Raw genomic sequence first — 16,054 nt, forward strand, 5'->3', positions numbered from 1 at the left:
ATGGATCGAGTTCACATCACCGATGTCACCCTGCGCGACGGCCATCAGAGCCTGATCGCCACGCGCATGCGCACCGAGGACATGCTGCCAATCTGCGAGCAGATGGACGCCATCGGCTTTCACTCGCTCGAGGTCTGGGGTGGTGCCACCTTCGATGCCTGCGTGCGGTTTCTCAAGGAGGACCCCTGGGAGCGGCTGCACCAGCTGAAGGCCGCGCTGCCGAACACCCCCCTGCAGATGCTGCTGCGCGGACAGAACCTGCTCGGCTATCGCCACTACGCCGACGACGTGGTGCGCGCCTTTATCGAGCGCTCGATCGCCGGTGGCATCGACATCATCCGCATCTTCGACGCGATGAACGACGCGCGAAACCTGCGCACCGCGATCGAGACCACCCGCGAGGCCGACGCCCATGCCCAGGGCACGCTCTGCTACACCACCGGACCGGTGCATTCGGCCGCCGAATTCGTCGCCCTGGGACGCGAGCTAGTCGCGATGGGCGCACAGAGCATCGCGATCAAGGACATGGCCGGGCTGCTCACCCCGAGCGCCACCCGCGAGCTGGTCACCGAGCTGGTGGATGCCCTGGACGTGCCGATCCACCTGCACGCCCACGCCACATCGGGGCTGTCCGAGCTGTGCCACTGGCAGGCCATCGAGGCCGGCTGCCGGCATATCGAGACCGCGATCTCGGCATTCGCCGGGGGCACCAGCCACCCGCCAACGGAGAGCCTGGTCGCCGCCCTCGCCGGCACCGAGCACGACACGGGCCTGGATCTGGTCGCGCTGCAGAAGATCGGGCTGTACTTCCACGAGGTGCGCAAGAAGTACCAGCGCTTCGAGAGTGAGTACACCGGCGTCGACACCCGCGTGCAGATCAACCAGGTGCCCGGCGGGATGATCTCCAACCTGGCGAACCAGCTGCGTGACCAGAACGCGCTGGATCACTTTGATGCGGTGCTGGAAGAGATCCCACGGGTCCGCGAGGACCTGGGCTACCCGCCGCTGGTCACCCCCACCTCGCAGATCGTCGGCACCCAGGCGGTGATGAACGTCCTCGCCGGGGAGCGCTACAAGACCATCACCAACGAGGTGAAGCAATACCTGACCGGGCACTACGGCCGCGCGCCCGGCCCGATCAACAGCGTCGTGCGGCAACAGGCCATCGGCAATGCCGATGTCATCGATTGCCGCCCGGCCGACCTGCTGAAACCGGAGATGGCCACCCTGACTGACGAGATCGGAGACCTCGCCCGGGGCCCGGAGGATGTCCTGACCTTCGCCCTGTTCCCCGAGGTAGGACGGCAATTCCTGGAGCAGCGCCGCGACGGCACGCTCAGCCCAGAACCGCTCAACCTGCCGGAGAACACCCAGGCCGGCTGCCCGGCCCCGGTGGAGTTCAACGTCACCTTCCACGGCGAGACCTACCACATCCAGGTCAATGGCTCCGGCCACCACCGGGAGGACACCCGCCCGATGTACGTGACGGTCGACGGGATGCCGGAAGAGGTCCAGATCGAGACCCTGGACAGCATCGAGACCGCCGGAAACGGCGGCGCCGAACGCAGCCGCGGGGCCAGCGGAGGCAAGAAGTCGCGCCGTGCGACCCGGCCGGGCGACGTCACCACCTCCATGCCCGGCACCATCATCGACGTGCTGGTGGCCGAGGGTGACAAGGTCGAAGCCGGGCAGCCAGTGCTGGTGCTGGAGGCGATGAAGATGGAATCCGAGATCGCCGCACCCGTATCCGGCACGGTCACCGCAGTGAACATCACCAAAGGGGCCGCCGCCAATCCGGACGACGCTCTGATCGAGATCGACGGCGACGATGGCTGATACCGCACGAAGACTGGTCCTCGCCTCCACCTCGCGCTATCGCGCCGAACTGCTGGAGCGGCTGCATCTGCCATTCGAGACCGCGCGCCCAGCGGTGGACGAGACCCCTCTGGCGCATGAATTGCCCGAGGCGATGGTGGCACGCCTGGCCGAGGCCAAGGCCCGGGCGGTCGCCGATGTCTATCCCGACCATCTGGTCATCGGCTCCGACCAGAACGCCAGCCACGCCGGGCACATCCTCGGCAAGCCCGGCGACAGCGTCCGCGCCGAGGCGCAACTCGCGGCGCTGTCCGGGGAAACGGTTACGTTCCACACCGGCCTGTGCCTGCTGGACACGGCCACCGGGAAGGTGCGGACAGGCCAGGTCCCGTTCACCGTGACCTTCCGCGAGCTGAGCGCCGAGGAGATCCGGCGCTACGTTGCACTGGACCAGCCGCTGGACTGTGCCGGCAGCTTCAAGTCCGAGGGGCTGGGCATCAGCCTGTTCGCGCGCATGAGCGGCGACGACCCGACCGCGCTGGTGGGGCTACCACTGATCACCCTGGGAAACTGGTTGCGCGAAGCGGGTGTGGCCGTCCCGCCCGCAGCGGCCTGAACACCGGCCCGGCAACCTCCAAGAACGGGCGCGCGCACGGCGTTGCGGCTCCCTTGTGCAGGATGACTGCACGGCAATCACCGCGCCTTGTTCGCACGCAAAAGCGACTCGAGCGCGTACATTAATCAGTGTTTCCCTAGCCCCAGTCGTTCCGCGGCTTGTGCGCCAGGACCTGCACCACCGCACCGCGCCCGGTGTGGAAACGCCCCTCGATCACGTCGCGTTCGCGTTCCACGGCCTCTTCGAACTCCAGCCCTTCCAGTTCTTCGGTCAGCGCCTCCCGCTTCATCATCAATTCCGCAGTGGGCGGACCTCCCGTGCCCCATTCGAGTTGCGCCGGCGTATAGGCCTCGAGGATGAACACCCCGCCCGGGCGCAGGCCCGCGACCACCTCAGCGTGCAGGCGGCGCCGAACGTCCGGTGGCAAATGGCAAAAAATCGATACGATCAGATCCCAGGAGTCCGGCTCGATCGCGTAATCGGCGAGATCCGCCACCAGGGTCTCGATCTGTACCTCCCGGTCCTCGGCCAGGCGCTGGGCCTTCTGCAGGCCGACCGCGGAGCTGTCCACCGCCAGCACGTCGAAACCCTGCTGCGCCAGGAACACCGCGTTGCGGCCCTCCCCCTCGGCCAGGCACAGGGCCCGCCCGCGCGGCACGTTGGCCACTGCCGCGCGCAGAAAATCATTCGGTTCAGTGCCGTAGACGTAGTCGTCCTCGGCGTAACGTTCATCCCACATCCCTGCTCTCCTTCCGTTCCCGGGAATCTGTCCATTCGTGCCGTCTGCCAGGCACTCCTGACGTGGCGCGTGCTTGCGCTCGCGCGATTGCCGGAACCCCGGCTTTACCCTACTCTTGCGCGTCCCCAAGGACTCCAACGATCTTCGACACCATGAGCGAAACTCCCACGCTGCGCGCACGCCTGGAACACTTTATCGAGGCCCGGCTGACCCAGCGCTTCATCATTGGCCTGATCCTGCTGAACGCCCTGACCCTGGGGCTCGAGACCTCGGACACCGTAATGGGCTGGATCGGCCCGGTGATCCTGAGTGCGGACGCCATCATCCTGTCGATCTTCACCGCCGAAGTGCTGGCCAAGCTGTTCGTCTACCGCCTGCGGTTCTGGCGCAACCCGTGGAACGTGTTCGATTTCTTCGTGGTGGGGATCGCACTGATCCCGGCCTCGGGGCCATTTTCGGTGCTGCGCGTGCTGCGTCTGTTGCGCCTGGTCTCCATGGTGCCGAAGCTGCGCTTCATCGTGGAGGCGCTGCTGCGGGCGATCCCCGGCATCATCTCCATCATGGGATTGCTGGTGCTGATCTTCTACGTGTTCGCGATCATCGCTACCGGCCTGTTTGGTGAATCCTTCCCGCAGAAGTTCGGCACGCTCGGCGCCACCATGTACAGCCTGTTCCAGGTGATGACGCTGGAGGGCTGGTCCGAGGACATCGCCCGCCCGGTGATGGAAATCTACCCCTGGGCCTGGGCGTTCTTCGTGCCCTTCATCCTGATCGCCACCTTCACCGTGCTGAACCTGTTCATCGCCATCATCGTGGACGCCATGCAGCGCATGCACGACCGCTCGATGGAGATCGAGCAGCAGATGATCCACGACAGCGTGCACGAAGAGAACCAGGCCCTGCACGCGGAGATCCACGAGATACAGCAGGAAACCCTCAAGCTCCAGGAACGCCTGACCCGCATGCAAACCATGCTGGAGAAACGCGTACGTTAACCCCCTTTACTACTCACTCGGCCCCGTCATTGCCGAACACACGGCGGTGTGCTTCAATATCGAAAAATGAAGCACACTTAGGGAGGCGCCATGAAAGAGCTCAACGTCCGCGAAATGCGAGCCTCCATTGGGCATCTGGACGAAATCGTCCAGGCGTCCGGGGAAATCACCATCACCCGTCACGGAAAGCCCATTGCACGGGTCCTGCCCGTTCGTCGCGGGCGCCAGCGCCCCGACCACCACGAACTTCGCCAGCGCACCGGACCACTGGTTCCCTCGGAAACCCTCCTGAGGGAAGAGCGTGACGAGCGCGGATGAACGGAGCTACCTCGACACCAGTGCTCTGGCCAAGTGGTATTTGAACGAACCGGGATCCGAGGCCTTCGTCGACTATCTGCAGCGCGTCGACGTCGCGATCATCAGCCGCCTGGTAGCGACCGAACTGCGGTCCCTGCTCGCACGACGCCGACGCATAGGGGAGCTGCCGCAGGAACTGGAAACGATCATCTTCGCCACCTTCCAGGACGACATCTCCAGCGCCTCGTTACAACTCTATCCCTTCGACGACTCACTGTTCGACGAAGCGACCAACCTGATCACCCGCTATCCCGAACATCCATTGCGGACGCTGGACGCGCTGCACATCGCAACCGCGCGCCACCATGAGATTCCGGTGATCGCCACCGCAGACAACGTCCTCGCGGATGCGGCTTCATCGATGGGGCTGACCGTTCGTCGATTCTGACGCCTCGGGCACCCAACCTATCCGTAGGTAGGATGCCGATGAGCGCAGCGAATCGCATCGCGACCCAAACGCCTGGGTGACGGTGCGTTTCGCTTTGCTCTACGCACCCTACGGTAGACCGCAGACTGGCAGGGGCGGGGCCCCGCCGAAATCAGGCGTTAACGGCGGCCGGCTCGGCAGCGCGTTCGCCCAGACGGCGGCCGGTGGCGTTCAGGACGGCCTGCAGCGTCGCGGCAGTGGTGTCCTCGCCCAGGGCGACGCCCACGGAGCGTTCGCCATCGACCTGCACGTCCACGGCGGCCATGGCGCGCGCCTCGGTGCCGGACTCCATCGCGTGCTCGTCGAAGTGGGTGATCTTCACCTGCACGCCACGCTCGGCCTCCATGGCGGAGGTCAGCGCCGCGACCGCGCCGTGGCCCTCGCCCCGCAGGCGGGATTCACGCCCGGGCGGGCCCATGGTCGCATCCAGCCGCACCACAGGACCGTCCTTCTCGATCTCGTAACGCACCAGATCCCAGCCGGTAACCGGCGTCAGGTAATGCTTTTCGAACAGCTCGTGGATGCGCTTCGAGGAGACCTCGATCTGCGAGGTCTCGGCATCCTTCTGCACGATGCGGGCGAACTCGATCGCCAGCCAGCGCGGCAATTCGATGCCGTAGTCGCGCTCCAGCACATGCGTGACCCCACCCTTGCCGGACTGGCTGTTGATGCGCACGACCTCCTCGTAACGCCGGCCCAGATCGCTCGGGTCGATCGGCAGGTAGGGCACGTTCCAGTGGCCGCCCTTCTCCTTGTAATGCGCCAGGCCCTTGCGGATCGCGTCCTGGTGGCTGCCGGAGAAGGCGGTGTAGACCAGCTCGCCCGCCCACGGGTGGCGCGGGTTGATGGGCATGTCGGTGCACTCCTTGTACACGTCCATCAGCCGCTCCATGTCGGACAGGTCAATGGTCGGGTCAATGCCCTGCGAGTACAGGTTCATGCCGACGGTGACCAGATCCATGTTGCCGGTGCGCTCGCCATTGCCGAACAGCGTGCCTTCCAGGCGGTCGGCCCCGGCCAGCAGCCCCAGCTCGGCCGCGGCCACGCCGGTGCCCCGGTCGTTGTGCGTATGCAGCGACACGCAGAAATGCTCGCGGTACTGCACGTGGTCGCAGAACCACTCGACCTGGTCGGCAAAGACGTTCGGCGTGGCGGACTCGACCGTGGCCGGCAGGTTGATCACGACCTTCTGGCCCTGGTCCGGGCGCCAGATCGCATTCACCGCATCGACCACCTCGACCGCGAAGTCCAGCTCGGTGGTGGAGAAGCTCTCCGGCGAGTACTGGAAGATCCAGTCGGTCTGCGGGTACTTCGCCGCATGGTCACGCACCCAGCGCGCACCGTTTTCGGCAATGCCGCGCACGCCGTCGCGATCCATGCGGAAGACCTGCTCGCGCTGCGCCGGGTTGGTGGAGTTGTACACGTGCACCACCGCGCGCGGGGCGCCCTCCAGCGCCGCGAAGGTCTTCTGGATCAGGTCCTCGCGCGCCTGGGTCAGCACCTGGATGTACACGCCCTCGGGGATCCGGTCTTCATCGATCAGGCGGCGGGTAAAGTCGTAGTCGATCTGCGAGGCGGACGGGAAGCCGATCTCGATCTCGGTCAGACCGATCCCCACCAGCACCTCGAAGAAGCGCATCTTCTGCTCCACGCTCATCGGGTGCACCAGCGCCTGGTTGCCGTCGCGCAGGTCCACCGCGCAGAAACGCGGGGCGGCCGTGGTGCGCTGCGCCGGCCAGCGGCGATCGGACTTGTCGATCGGCGGGAACGGGGCGTACTTGGTGTGATCGAAGGCCATCGTGTTCGTCTCCTGTAAGGGGCGCGGCCTCGCCGTGTGGTCGGGTGCCGCGCTCCGGATTTCTGTCTGTGCATTATCCTAACGCATTGTCCCCGGCATAACCTTGCGTTTTTCCCTAAGAACGCAATAGTTGCGCACTATCCTTGCGCAATAAAGCCACTGTAGAGCAATATTCAACCATGAAATCCGAACCACACCGACTCGACCGCTATGACCGCCGCATCCTCGAGATCCTGCAGGAGGATGCGAGCCTGTCCAATCAGGCCCTGGCCGATCGCGTGGGGCTCAGCCCCTCCCCCTGTCTGCGTCGGGTGCGTGCGCTGGAACAAGCCGGCGTCCTGTTGAGCCGCGTAGCCCTGCTGGATCGGCGCAGCCTGGGGTTGGAGCTGACCGCCCTGATCCATATCGGCATGGACCGCCACACCCCGGAGCGCTTCGCCCACTTCGAGGAGACCGTGGCGAGCTACGCCGAGGTCCAGCACTGCTACCTGATCACCGGCCAGTCGGCGGACTACATGCTGCAGGTGGTCGTCCCCGACATGGATGCCTACCAGGAATTCCTGCTGCGCCGCATCACCCGACTGGAGGGCGTGGACAGCGTCCATTCCAGCTTCGTGCTGCGCCGCGTGGTCGACCGCACTGCCCTGCCACTGGACTACACCCCCACCTGAGCACGAGCGCCTTAAGGTCAAGGGCGGTTGCACCACAGAGGGCACAGAGATCACAGAGAAAATCACGGGGCTTTCAGAGGGGTAGGATGCTGTTGAGCGAAGCGAAACGCATCAATCCGGGAGCGTCGCTGCCACGGGGATAACTACACGATGCGATTCGCTCCGCTCATCACATCCTACCGGCCCTGAAAATCCTTCCGATCTTCCAACCTTCCTGTGAATCGCCCTTGCCCTTCTCCGTGCCCTCCGTGTCCTCTGTGGTGCATCCGCCCTTGTCCTCGCGCCAGCCACCCCTGTACTGTATATATAGACAGTTACTGGAGGGCGCCTTGTGTCGCTTACTGAACGCCAGCAAGCCATCTTCGACTACATCGCCGAGACCATCGCTACCCAGGGCACGGCACCGACCCGCAGCGAGATCGCCCGGGCCTTCGGCTTCCGCTCGCCCTACGCGGCCGAGTGCCATCTGAAGGCCCTGGAGAAGAAAGGCGCGATCGAACTGCTGGGCGGCACCTCCCGCGGCATACGCCTGCCGGGCGCCGCCCGTGGCGCACCGGCCGAACTCCCTCTGGTCGGGCGCGTCGCCGCCGGCTCGCCGATCCTTGCCACCGAGCATATCGAGCGCCACTACCGGGTCGACGACGCCCTGTTCCGCGGCCGCCCGGACTATCTCCTGCGCGTACACGGCGAGAGCATGCGCGACGCCGGCATCCTCGACGGCGACCTGCTGGCCGTGCGCCAGACCCCGGAGGCCCGGCCCGGCCAGATCGTGGTCGCCCGCATCGAGGACGAGGTCACCGTCAAGCGCTTCGCGCAGGACGGCCCGAAGGTGCGCCTGCTCCCGGAGAACCCCGACTTCGCCCCCATCGAGATCGACCTCGAGCGCCAGGACCTGGCCATCGAGGGCATCGGCGTGGGCGTATTGCGCGATCTCGAACCCCAGACCTAAGCCATGGGCGCGCTGGATACCCTGCTCGACCACCCGGCGCTCTGGCGCGGGCGCAGTGCCGTCCCGGCCCCGAATGCCCCGGTCTGGCCCAGCGGCCATGCGGAACTGGACCGGGCCCTGGGCGGGGGCTGGCCACGCGGCCAGCTGATCGAACTGCTGGGGGCCCCGTTCGGCTGTGGCGAGACCCGGCTGCTGGTCCCCATGCTCGCCGCCTGCGGCCGCGACGGCTACTGGATCGCGATGATCGCGCCCCCGGCCACGCCCTGGCTGCCCGGCTGGCAGACACTCGGCATCCCGCCAGAGCGGGTCCTGCTGATCCATACCGAGCACGACCGCGACACCCTGTGGGCCGGCGAGCAGTGCCTGCGTGACCCCGCCTTTGGCGTCCTGCTCACCTGGCTGCGCGGCCCCGTGGAGACGGCCCTGCTGCGCCGACTGCGTCTGGCCGCCAGCGAGAGCCGGGCCTGCGCGATCCTGTACCGGCCACCAAACGCCGCGGCACAGCCTTCGCCGGCCCACCAGCGCCTGCGCTGGCAGCCCGCGGCCTCCGGCCTGGAACTGCACTGCCTGAAGGGGGCCGGCCACTGGGCCCGCTCCGGCCACCCCCTGCAGGTTCCCGAACCACCGGAGGCCTGAGATGGGCCAGCCTGCCCGTCCCTCGCGTGCGACCACACACCCGGAGCCGGTCCGACAACAACTGAGCCTGCTTCCGGCCGCAGCCCTGCCCGTCACCGCACCCCGGCCACCGGAGACGCATACCGCCAACCGCGCCGCCCGGCAACGGCAGGAACACTGGATGGCAATCGACCTGCCGCACCTTGCGCTGGACGCGCTGGCCCGGACGGAGCCGGACCCCGGGCGGCTTCAGCGCCCCCTGCTGGTGGTGGAATCCGACCCTGCCCCCCGGGTGCACGCCGCCAACCGCGCCGCCCGCCAGGCGGGTGCCCGCCCCGGCATGGCGCTGGGGGATGCCCTGGCGGTGCTGGATACCCCGGAACTGGTCGAGCATGCCCCGGACACCCTGCAGACCCAACTGGAGATGCTGGCCGGCGTACTGCTGCGGTTCTCCGATCACGTGCACCCGGAGCCGGAGGCACAGCGCATCCTGGTGGAGGTCGGGCGCAGCCGCCGCCTGTTCGGCGGCCTCGAGACCCTGCGCGACCAGGCGCGGGACACCCTGACCGAACTGGGCTTCCATCCCCGTATCGGACTGGCCCGCAGCCCCGCCGCCGCGCGCCTGCTGGCCCGCCTGCGCAACCCCGCGATCGCGGAAGACCCCGAGGCCCTGCGCCGCATCCTGTCCCCGGTTCCGCTGGAGGCCCTGCCACTGGCCGCCGCGACCCGCGAGGGCCTGCGCGCCGTGGGCCTGCGCCAATTGGGCGATCTGCTGCGCCTGTCGCGCCCCGAACTGGCCCGCCGCCACGGACCGGAGTTGCTGGACCTGCTGGACCGACTGCTGGCGCGGCGCGCGGAGACCCTGCCCCGCTTTGCGCCACCCCCGGTGCTGGATCTGTCCCTGCGCCTGGAGCACGAGATCCACGCCACGGCGACCCTGGCCTTCCCGCTCAAGCGGCTGCTGCGCCAGGCCGAGGCGCAGTTGCGCGGCCTGAACCGCAGCCTGCAGGGGATGACACTGGAACTGGCCCACCGCGAGGCGTATACCCGCATCTCACTGGAGCGCGGGCAGCCGGGCATTCGCACCGACGAGTGGCTGCCCCTGTGGCAGACCCGACTGGATCGCGAGACCCTGCCGGCGGCGGTGATCGGCCTGCGCCTGCAGGCACCCCGCTTGCTGGACCCACCGGCCCGGGGCGACAGTCTGCTCGCCGCAGACCCGGCGAGCAGACCACCGGCCGATCAGCTACCCGCCGTGCTGGCTCGCCTGCGCGCCCGGCTGGGCGAGCAGGCCGTCGCCCGTCTGATCAACCGCCGCACACCGAGACCGGAGGATGCCCAGCGGCCGCGACACGATCTCGCCACCACTCCGGCCCCCACCGCTCCAACCCCGGGCCAACGGGCCTGCGGAACTGCCCTCTGGCTACAGGGCCCCGAGCCCGCCGCGCCCCCCGACCAGCCCCAATGGCTGGGACGACTGGAAGACGGCTGGTGGGATCACGGCCAGGACGCGCGCCGCGACTACGCTTGCAGCCGCGACCGTCAGGGCCGCCGGCTCTGGCTGTACCGCTGCCTGCGCAGCGGCCAGTGGTATCGCCAGGGTTACTGGGGCTGAGGGGGGGACGCCGCGTCAGCGATGGTATTCGCCCGCGCGCTCCGGCTGGTACTCGACCTCCTCGATGCGCACGTGCATCTGCCCCCCGCCCGGGCGCGGCCACTCGATCTCGTCGCCCTCGGACAGGCCCAGCAGCGCACTGCCCACCGGCGCCAGGATCGACAGCGTGCCGCCACTCTCGTCCACATCACGTGGGTACACCAGTGTCATCGAAAACTCGTCGCCGGACTCGATCACCCGGAACCGGACCTTCGAGTTCATCGTCACCACCGAACCCGGAACCTCGTGCGAATCCACGACATCCGCGCGATCCAGTTCGGACTCGAGATCGGCCTTGCCGGGGAAACTGCCATCCGGAAGCGACTCCAGCAGCTTGTCCAGGCGCTCCATGTCCGTGGTGGAGACAATGATCTTCGGCTTGTTCACTTTCTTACTCCAGAATGCAGAACGCGCCTCCGGGGAGACGCGCCAGGCAAATAATATTCAGGGAATTTCCGGAAACCGGGAAACTTACTCGGGAGACTAGCCAAGACCCGGCAAAAAAGCTATAGCGCCCATCACCGTGCTCGTAAGCGGGAGCCGCACATAGGGAGACGCTGATTAATTCGCACGTCCGCGCTCGATCGATTTTGCTCGCTGACAAGGCGCGGTGAGCGAAGTGTAGCCGAGCTACATAAGCAAGCCGCAACGCGGTCAGCGGGCCCATTTTCGTCAACAACGGGCGGCCGAGCCCTCAAGGGGTTGGCGCCCCATTTTCCCCGATCCTGCGTTGCGGCGTTTGACCGTAGAGTGACTACGGCGCTGCGCACCGCGCCTTGTCTCGGAAAAAATGGGGCACCAACGCGGACGTGCGAATTAATCAGCGTCTCCCTAGCCTTTGCCTTGCGCCCTCACCGAGGCCAGGTCTCCCGCCACGCCGCGTAGCCCCCGCGCAGCACATGCGCATTGATACCCATCGTGCGCAGGCTGTCGGCCACGAGCTGGGACCGGCCGCGACCGCCACAGAACACCACGACGGGCTGGTCCGCATCCGCCATATGAGACTCGATACCGGCCTCTAGCTTGGGCCGCGGGATGTTGATCGCGCCCTCGATCGTCCCCTCGGCCGCCTCCTCGGGCTGGCGCACATCCACCAGCAGAAACGGTTTCTCTTCCTCGAGCCAGCGCGCCACCTCCCCTGGTTCCAGATGCGGCAGGCTTTGTTCCAGCTCGCGAATACGCTTCTCGAAAAGACTCACAGGAGGACTCCGTTGGCTGCGTGAACCGCAAGTTTAGCGCGCGCCCGGGTCACAACGACGGACGTACCAGCAGTGGGACCACCCGAAGGGTGAACAGGACCAGCCCGACCAGCGCCGCCACCGCACCCACCGCCGTTAACATCGCAACGCCCAGGATCCAGCCGAGCCCCATGCCCAGCACGGCCAGATGCACCAGGACCTGCGGCGTCCAGGCCCACAGCCAGCCACTGGCGATCGGGTGGCCGGTAAAGCGCGGCAGCATGTGCTCGCCAAGCCCCATGATCAGCAACAGAAGAAAACCCAGGGTAAAGCCATGCAGCGCGGCCGGACGCGCCGCACCCTCGAGGAAGAACCCGCCCAGTGGCAACGCGGCACCCGCGATCAGCAGCCAAATCATCGCGCCCAGCACCGAGGCCCGGCTGGAGGCCGACAACCCCAGCCCGACATGGCGCGCGGCCTTCTGTGTGCGTTCCGGGGCCTCCGCCACCAGTGCGGTCGCGGCGGTGCGATCCAGCAGCCCGATGTGCTTGAGCTCGCCATCCACCACCACGGCCGGGATCGACCGGATGCGCAGCCGGGTCGCCAGTTCGCGCCCTTCGGGCTGGCCCATGTCGACCACCGCGAAGTCGATCTGTTTGTTTTCCGCCACCTCGCGCCAGATGCGCTCGGCATCGTGGCAGGAGGCGCACCATTCGGACACCAGCAGTTCCACTTTCATGATCCCGCCCTCAGTCCGCGCAGCGCATGCAGTGGATGTCGTAGCGATCGACCCATTGTTTCAGACCGGCAATCGCCTCGGCCCCCGTATGTAGCCGCTCCAGCGCCGCTTCCGGATCGTCCGGGCGCATCACCACGACCCAGGCATCGGTATAGGGGGCCACGTTCACCAGCCCCGGATCGGCCTCCACGGCCGGATTGATGCGCTCAATGGTGCCGTCGAACGGCGTAGGGATGCCCCCCGCCCACTTGCCGGACTCCAGCCGCGCCACCGGCTTGCCCGCGGCGCGGTGCGAACCCGGCTTGCGAAAGCGGAAGTACTGCACCCGCCCCGCCATGGTCTGGGCGGGATCGGTAATCCCGAGGGTAAAGGTGCCGTCGTCCTCCGGACGGACCCAGACATAATCCAGGTCATAGAACAGGTCGTCCGGCAGCTCGCAGCCGTTGTATTCCGTATGACTCATTACGCCCCCTTCGGACCGTAGTGACGCACGGTGAGTGCAATGTTCAGTGCGAACAGGATCATCGCCCCCCAGGCCATCGCCCCGCCGACCGCGACGGTCGGGTTATGAAAGGCCAGCCAGCCCGCGATCATCACCAGGAGCCCGAGATTGGCCAGCAGGAACTGCACATGGCCCAGGCGCTCGGAGAACAGCGAACGTCCGGAAAAGCGCGGCAACACATGCAGACCCACGCCATAGATCATCATGGTCACGAACCCCAGCAGCATCAGGTGGCCATGGATGCGCGGCACATTGCCGGGGATCAGGCCGGGATGGGCCAGCCAGAGGATGCCGAGCAGCCCGCCCAGCAGGGCATAGGCGAGGGCCGCGAGGATGAACATCCGGTTCCGAGGGTGCATCAAAAGCTCCAGGCCAGGTTTCGCACAGCATACTTTAAGCTATATTCAATTTACATTGATCGAGATCAAGACGGGGCGCGAGCGCTTCGGCGAAAGTCGCCTGCTTGTTGACCACTCTGCGAAGGTCCGATACCCCATGCACGCGCAACTCCACGAAAGTGTTCCCGGATTCCAGCAGCCCATCGAGTTGCTGCGGGCGTGCCATCGCCGAATCCTCAACTCTCTGGACATCCTCGAGCGCCTGCCCGCTCATTTGGCCGACAACGGCGCCGACGAAGAGGCCCGAGGCGCCGCGCAACGGGTCCTGAACTACTTTCACGAGGCAGCGCCCAACCACCACGCGGACGAGGACCAGGACCTGTTCCCCGTGCTGCGCCAGCACTGTGGCCACCCCGAGAGTCATCCGCAATTGTGCGAATGGCTGGACCGCCTGACCGCCGAACATGACGAGATCGAGGCCGGCTGGGATCGACTGGAGCCGGCCCTGCAACGCATCGCCGCGGGCCAGCCGGCGGACCTCGACGGGGCCGACGCCTGGATACGCCAATACCGCATCCACCTCGATCTGGAAGAGCGCGCCGTACTCCCCTTTGCCGAGCACCTGCTAGGCCCGGAAGACCGCCGCGCCATCGGTGCCGCCATGGCCGCACGCCGGGGCATCGCGAGCGCAGACCGTGGCTGATTTCGTACTCGACCTCCGCGGCCTGGCCGAGCATGCCCACACCCGCGCGTACTACACCCTGCGCGAACTGCGCAGCGGTCAGGTCTTCGAGGTCTGGCTGGATCAGGAACCGAAGATGCTGATGGACGCGGTCAGCCTGCAGCTGCGTCAGGCCATCCACTGGCGGGTGCTCGAAGACGGCCCGCCCTTGTGGAAGCTCGCGGTACAACGCCGCGAGGACGTCGCCCCGGTGGACCTGGTCGACCTGCTGGAACGCGATCACCTGCGCATCGACCGCCTGTTCGCCAGCGCCCTGCACAAGGTCAACGCCGGCGACCTCGAAGGCGCAGCGCCGGATTTCCACGCCTATGTCGACGGCCTGCGTCGCCACGTGGAGGTGGAAAACGAACTGATCGTCCCCCTGCTGGACCTGCCCCGCAGCCCGAACGGCCAGGATCCCACCTCGATCATGCTGCGCGAGCACGACGAGATCCTGGAACAGACCGCGATGCTGGAACACGAATTCAGCGAAGGCGTGGACGAGGCCTGGGCCGTGGCCCCGTTCTTCGCCCTGATCTCCGGCGCGCTGGCCAAGCACGAAGGCCGCGAGGAACAGAACCTGTTCCCGCACTGGAGCCGCGCCCTGCGCGAACAGCCCGATGCCGCCGCCGAGTTGCTTGAACGCGCCCAGACCCTGCTAACGGCACCCGACCCGGCACCCCACAGCAACTGAGCGCCCCGCATGGCTGCGCGGCCGCACTCGAGTCAATCCACGGCTTCCCGGGCGCGATGCGGCGCCGACAGGCGCGCCAGCGCCCAAAGCCCCAGCAACGGGCCGGGCAGCAACAGCCACAGGACCCAAACCCCGCCATCCGCCCATAACCAGCCGGTCAGCCAGATGCCCGGCAAGGTCAGCGCAAAGCCGATTGCATTCATCACGCTCAACGCGGAACCCACGGCATCCTCCGGCGCGCTGTCCGCGGCCAGCGCGGAGAATTGGGGCGAGTCCGCGATCACCGTGAGCCCCCACAGCGCCAGGAGGCCGAACAGCAACCAGGGCGACTGCCCCGCAAGCAGCGGGTACAGCAGACAGGCCAGGCCCGAGGTTGCCAGTGCCACCCGCGCCACACGCAGGCTTCCCAGGCCCCGACTCAGGCGCCCACCCCAGACACAGCCCGCCAGACCCAGCGCGATCACGCCAAAGGCCAGCCACGGAATCAGGGCCGCATCGGCCTCCATCCGTGCGAGCTCACGGGCTACCAGCAGAGGCACCAGCGTCCAGAACGCATACAGTTCCCAGCAGTGCCCGAAGTAGCCCCCGGCCACGGCGCGAAAATCCCGCCGTGCCAGGGCATGGAAGCCCTTCCCGAGCCCCGGCGTGCTCCCCGGTGGCGGCAGATGCGGGCCATCCCCCAGACGCAGGATCATCAGCGCGGCCAGCAGGGCCAGGCCCGAGGCCAGAAGCACGGGCACCGCCCACGGGAAATCGAGCGTGGCGCCACGCAGCAGATGAGGGAGCGCGGTCCCCAGGGTCAGCATTCCGAGCAGCCAGGACAGCGCCCAGCCCTTGTACTGCGGGGTCCAGCCGATCACCAGCTTCATGCCCAGCGGATAAACCCCGGCCAACGCCAGCCCGACCAGAAAGCGCGTCAGCAGGGCCAGCTCCCAGACGCCGGCGAGCAGAATGAAGACGGCATTGAGCCCGGCCCCGAAAAGCGCCGAGATGGCGAACACACGACTAGCACGAAAGCGATCCGCCAGCCCCGTGGCGGCGACCGCCAGCGTCCCGGTGATGAAACCGAGCTGGGTGGCCATCGTCAGCCAGCCGATCTCGGCGGGCGACCACCCCAGTGCCTGCTGCAGCGACAGCCCGACCCCGTTGACCGAAAACCACAGTGACGTCCCGAACAGCTGCGCCACCACGATCACCGCCAGCGGATGGCGGCGGATCATGTCAGCCATCGAGGGATGCCGCCCCG

19 protein-coding genes are annotated in these 16,054 nt (G+C 67.1%); 11 read left to right on the plus strand and 8 right to left on the minus strand.

Going from position 1 to position 16,054, the window contains the following annotated elements; all coding sequences use genetic code 11:
- Complete coding sequence (oadA, locus tag TVD_RS08560; RefSeq protein WP_047251362.1) at nt 1–1,836, plus strand: sodium-extruding oxaloacetate decarboxylase subunit alpha; 1,836 nt, start codon at nt 1–3, stop codon at nt 1,834–1,836.
- Nucleotides 1,829–2,431: a Maf family protein gene (locus tag TVD_RS08565; RefSeq protein ID WP_047251363.1), complete on the plus strand. Its 603-nt coding sequence runs from the start codon at nt 1,829–1,831 to the stop codon at nt 2,429–2,431. The genes oadA and TVD_RS08565 overlap by 8 nt, the downstream gene beginning before the upstream one ends.
- 136 nt (nt 2,432–2,567) lie before the next feature.
- On the opposite strand, the gene TVD_RS08570 is transcribed toward TVD_RS08565, so the two are convergent.
- Nucleotides 2,568–3,170: a class I SAM-dependent methyltransferase gene (locus TVD_RS08570; RefSeq protein WP_018950837.1), complete on the minus strand. Its 603-nt coding sequence runs from the start codon at nt 3,168–3,170 to the stop codon at nt 2,568–2,570.
- Between the two features lie 152 nt (nt 3,171–3,322).
- On the opposite strand from TVD_RS08570, the gene TVD_RS08575 reads away from it, so the two are divergent.
- The 3 genes from TVD_RS08575 to TVD_RS08585 all read left to right on the plus strand — a co-directional run bounded on the left by TVD_RS08575 (nt 3,323) and on the right by TVD_RS08585 (nt 4,910).
- On the plus strand, nt 3,323–4,165 hold the full coding sequence (locus TVD_RS08575; protein ID WP_019568654.1) for an ion transporter: 843 nt from the start codon (nt 3,323–3,325) through the stop codon (nt 4,163–4,165).
- A 90-nt stretch (nt 4,166–4,255) separates the two neighbouring features.
- The gene (locus TVD_RS08580; protein WP_018938068.1) at nt 4,256–4,483 is read left to right on the plus strand and encodes a type II toxin-antitoxin system Phd/YefM family antitoxin; all 228 of its coding nucleotides are present in this window, start codon (nt 4,256–4,258) and stop codon (nt 4,481–4,483) included.
- The gene (locus tag TVD_RS08585; protein ID WP_018938069.1) at nt 4,467–4,910 is read left to right on the plus strand and encodes a type II toxin-antitoxin system VapC family toxin; all 444 of its coding nucleotides are present in this window, start codon (nt 4,467–4,469) and stop codon (nt 4,908–4,910) included. Before TVD_RS08580 ends, TVD_RS08585 begins: the two co-directional genes overlap by 17 nt.
- A gap of 151 nt (nt 4,911–5,061) precedes the next feature.
- On the opposite strand, the gene TVD_RS08590 is transcribed toward TVD_RS08585, so the two are convergent.
- The gene (locus TVD_RS08590; protein ID WP_018649961.1) at nt 5,062–6,747 is read right to left on the minus strand and encodes a 2-isopropylmalate synthase; all 1,686 of its coding nucleotides are present in this window, start codon (nt 6,745–6,747) and stop codon (nt 5,062–5,064) included.
- A gap of 179 nt (nt 6,748–6,926) precedes the next feature.
- Here TVD_RS08590 and TVD_RS08595 point away from each other — a divergent pair, with 179 nt between their 5' ends.
- The 4 genes from TVD_RS08595 to TVD_RS08610 all read left to right on the plus strand — a co-directional run bounded on the left by TVD_RS08595 (nt 6,927) and on the right by TVD_RS08610 (nt 10,597).
- Nucleotides 6,927–7,418 carry an Lrp/AsnC family transcriptional regulator gene (locus TVD_RS08595; protein WP_018938071.1) on the plus strand — a complete coding sequence of 164 codons (492 nt, stop codon included), beginning with the start codon at nt 6,927–6,929 and terminating at the stop codon, nt 7,416–7,418.
- A 331-nt stretch (nt 7,419–7,749) separates the two neighbouring features.
- A complete protein-coding gene (gene lexA / locus TVD_RS08600; RefSeq protein ID WP_047251364.1) occupies nt 7,750–8,367 on the plus strand; it encodes a transcriptional repressor LexA in 618 nt (205 codons plus the stop codon).
- Between the two features lie 3 nt (nt 8,368–8,370).
- Entirely contained in the window at nt 8,371–9,003 is a 633-nt protein-coding gene (imuA, locus tag TVD_RS08605; protein WP_047251365.1) for a translesion DNA synthesis-associated protein ImuA, read from the plus strand.
- Between the two features lie 160 nt (nt 9,004–9,163).
- Nucleotides 9,164–10,597 (plus strand): Y-family DNA polymerase, encoded by a 1,434-nt coding sequence (locus TVD_RS08610; RefSeq protein WP_047251948.1) that lies wholly within the window; start codon nt 9,164–9,166, stop codon nt 10,595–10,597.
- Between the two features lie 15 nt (nt 10,598–10,612).
- On the opposite strand, the gene rnk is transcribed toward TVD_RS08610, so the two are convergent.
- From rnk to TVD_RS08635, 5 genes are all read right to left on the minus strand, one after another.
- Nucleotides 10,613–11,023 carry a nucleoside diphosphate kinase regulator gene (rnk, locus tag TVD_RS08615; protein WP_018144175.1) on the minus strand — a complete coding sequence of 137 codons (411 nt, stop codon included), beginning with the start codon at nt 11,021–11,023 and terminating at the stop codon, nt 10,613–10,615.
- Between the two features lie 464 nt (nt 11,024–11,487).
- Complete coding sequence (locus TVD_RS08620; protein WP_018175770.1) at nt 11,488–11,835, minus strand: rhodanese-like domain-containing protein; 348 nt, start codon at nt 11,833–11,835, stop codon at nt 11,488–11,490.
- Between the two features lie 49 nt (nt 11,836–11,884).
- Nucleotides 11,885–12,553 (minus strand): glutaredoxin family protein, encoded by a 669-nt coding sequence (locus TVD_RS08625; RefSeq protein ID WP_018175769.1) that lies wholly within the window; start codon nt 12,551–12,553, stop codon nt 11,885–11,887.
- 10 nt (nt 12,554–12,563) lie between these two features.
- Complete coding sequence (locus TVD_RS08630; RefSeq protein WP_018144178.1) at nt 12,564–13,016, minus strand: biotin/lipoyl attachment domain-containing protein; 453 nt, start codon at nt 13,014–13,016, stop codon at nt 12,564–12,566.
- Entirely contained in the window at nt 13,016–13,414 is a 399-nt protein-coding gene (locus TVD_RS08635; protein ID WP_026305984.1) for a hypothetical protein, read from the minus strand. Before TVD_RS08635 ends, TVD_RS08630 begins: the two co-directional genes overlap by 1 nt.
- A gap of 55 nt (nt 13,415–13,469) precedes the next feature.
- On the opposite strand from TVD_RS08635, the gene TVD_RS08640 reads away from it, so the two are divergent.
- Together TVD_RS08640 and TVD_RS08645 are read left to right on the plus strand one after the other, a co-directional pair.
- Complete coding sequence (locus TVD_RS08640) at nt 13,470–14,096, plus strand: hemerythrin domain-containing protein (protein WP_082119107.1); 627 nt, start codon at nt 13,470–13,472, stop codon at nt 14,094–14,096.
- On the plus strand, nt 14,089–14,808 hold the full coding sequence (locus TVD_RS08645; protein WP_047251366.1) for a hemerythrin domain-containing protein: 720 nt from the start codon (nt 14,089–14,091) through the stop codon (nt 14,806–14,808). Before TVD_RS08640 ends, TVD_RS08645 begins: the two co-directional genes overlap by 8 nt.
- A 32-nt stretch (nt 14,809–14,840) precedes the next feature.
- Here TVD_RS08645 and TVD_RS08650 read toward each other — a convergent pair whose 3' ends face one another.
- A complete protein-coding gene (locus TVD_RS08650) occupies nt 14,841–16,028 on the minus strand; it encodes an MFS transporter (RefSeq protein WP_047251367.1) in 1,188 nt (395 codons plus the stop codon).
- Between the last annotated feature and the right edge of the window lie 26 nt (nt 16,029–16,054).

Source organism: Thioalkalivibrio versutus (assembly GCF_001020955.1).
Lineage (GTDB): Bacteria > Pseudomonadota > Gammaproteobacteria > Ectothiorhodospirales > Ectothiorhodospiraceae > Thioalkalivibrio > Thioalkalivibrio versutus.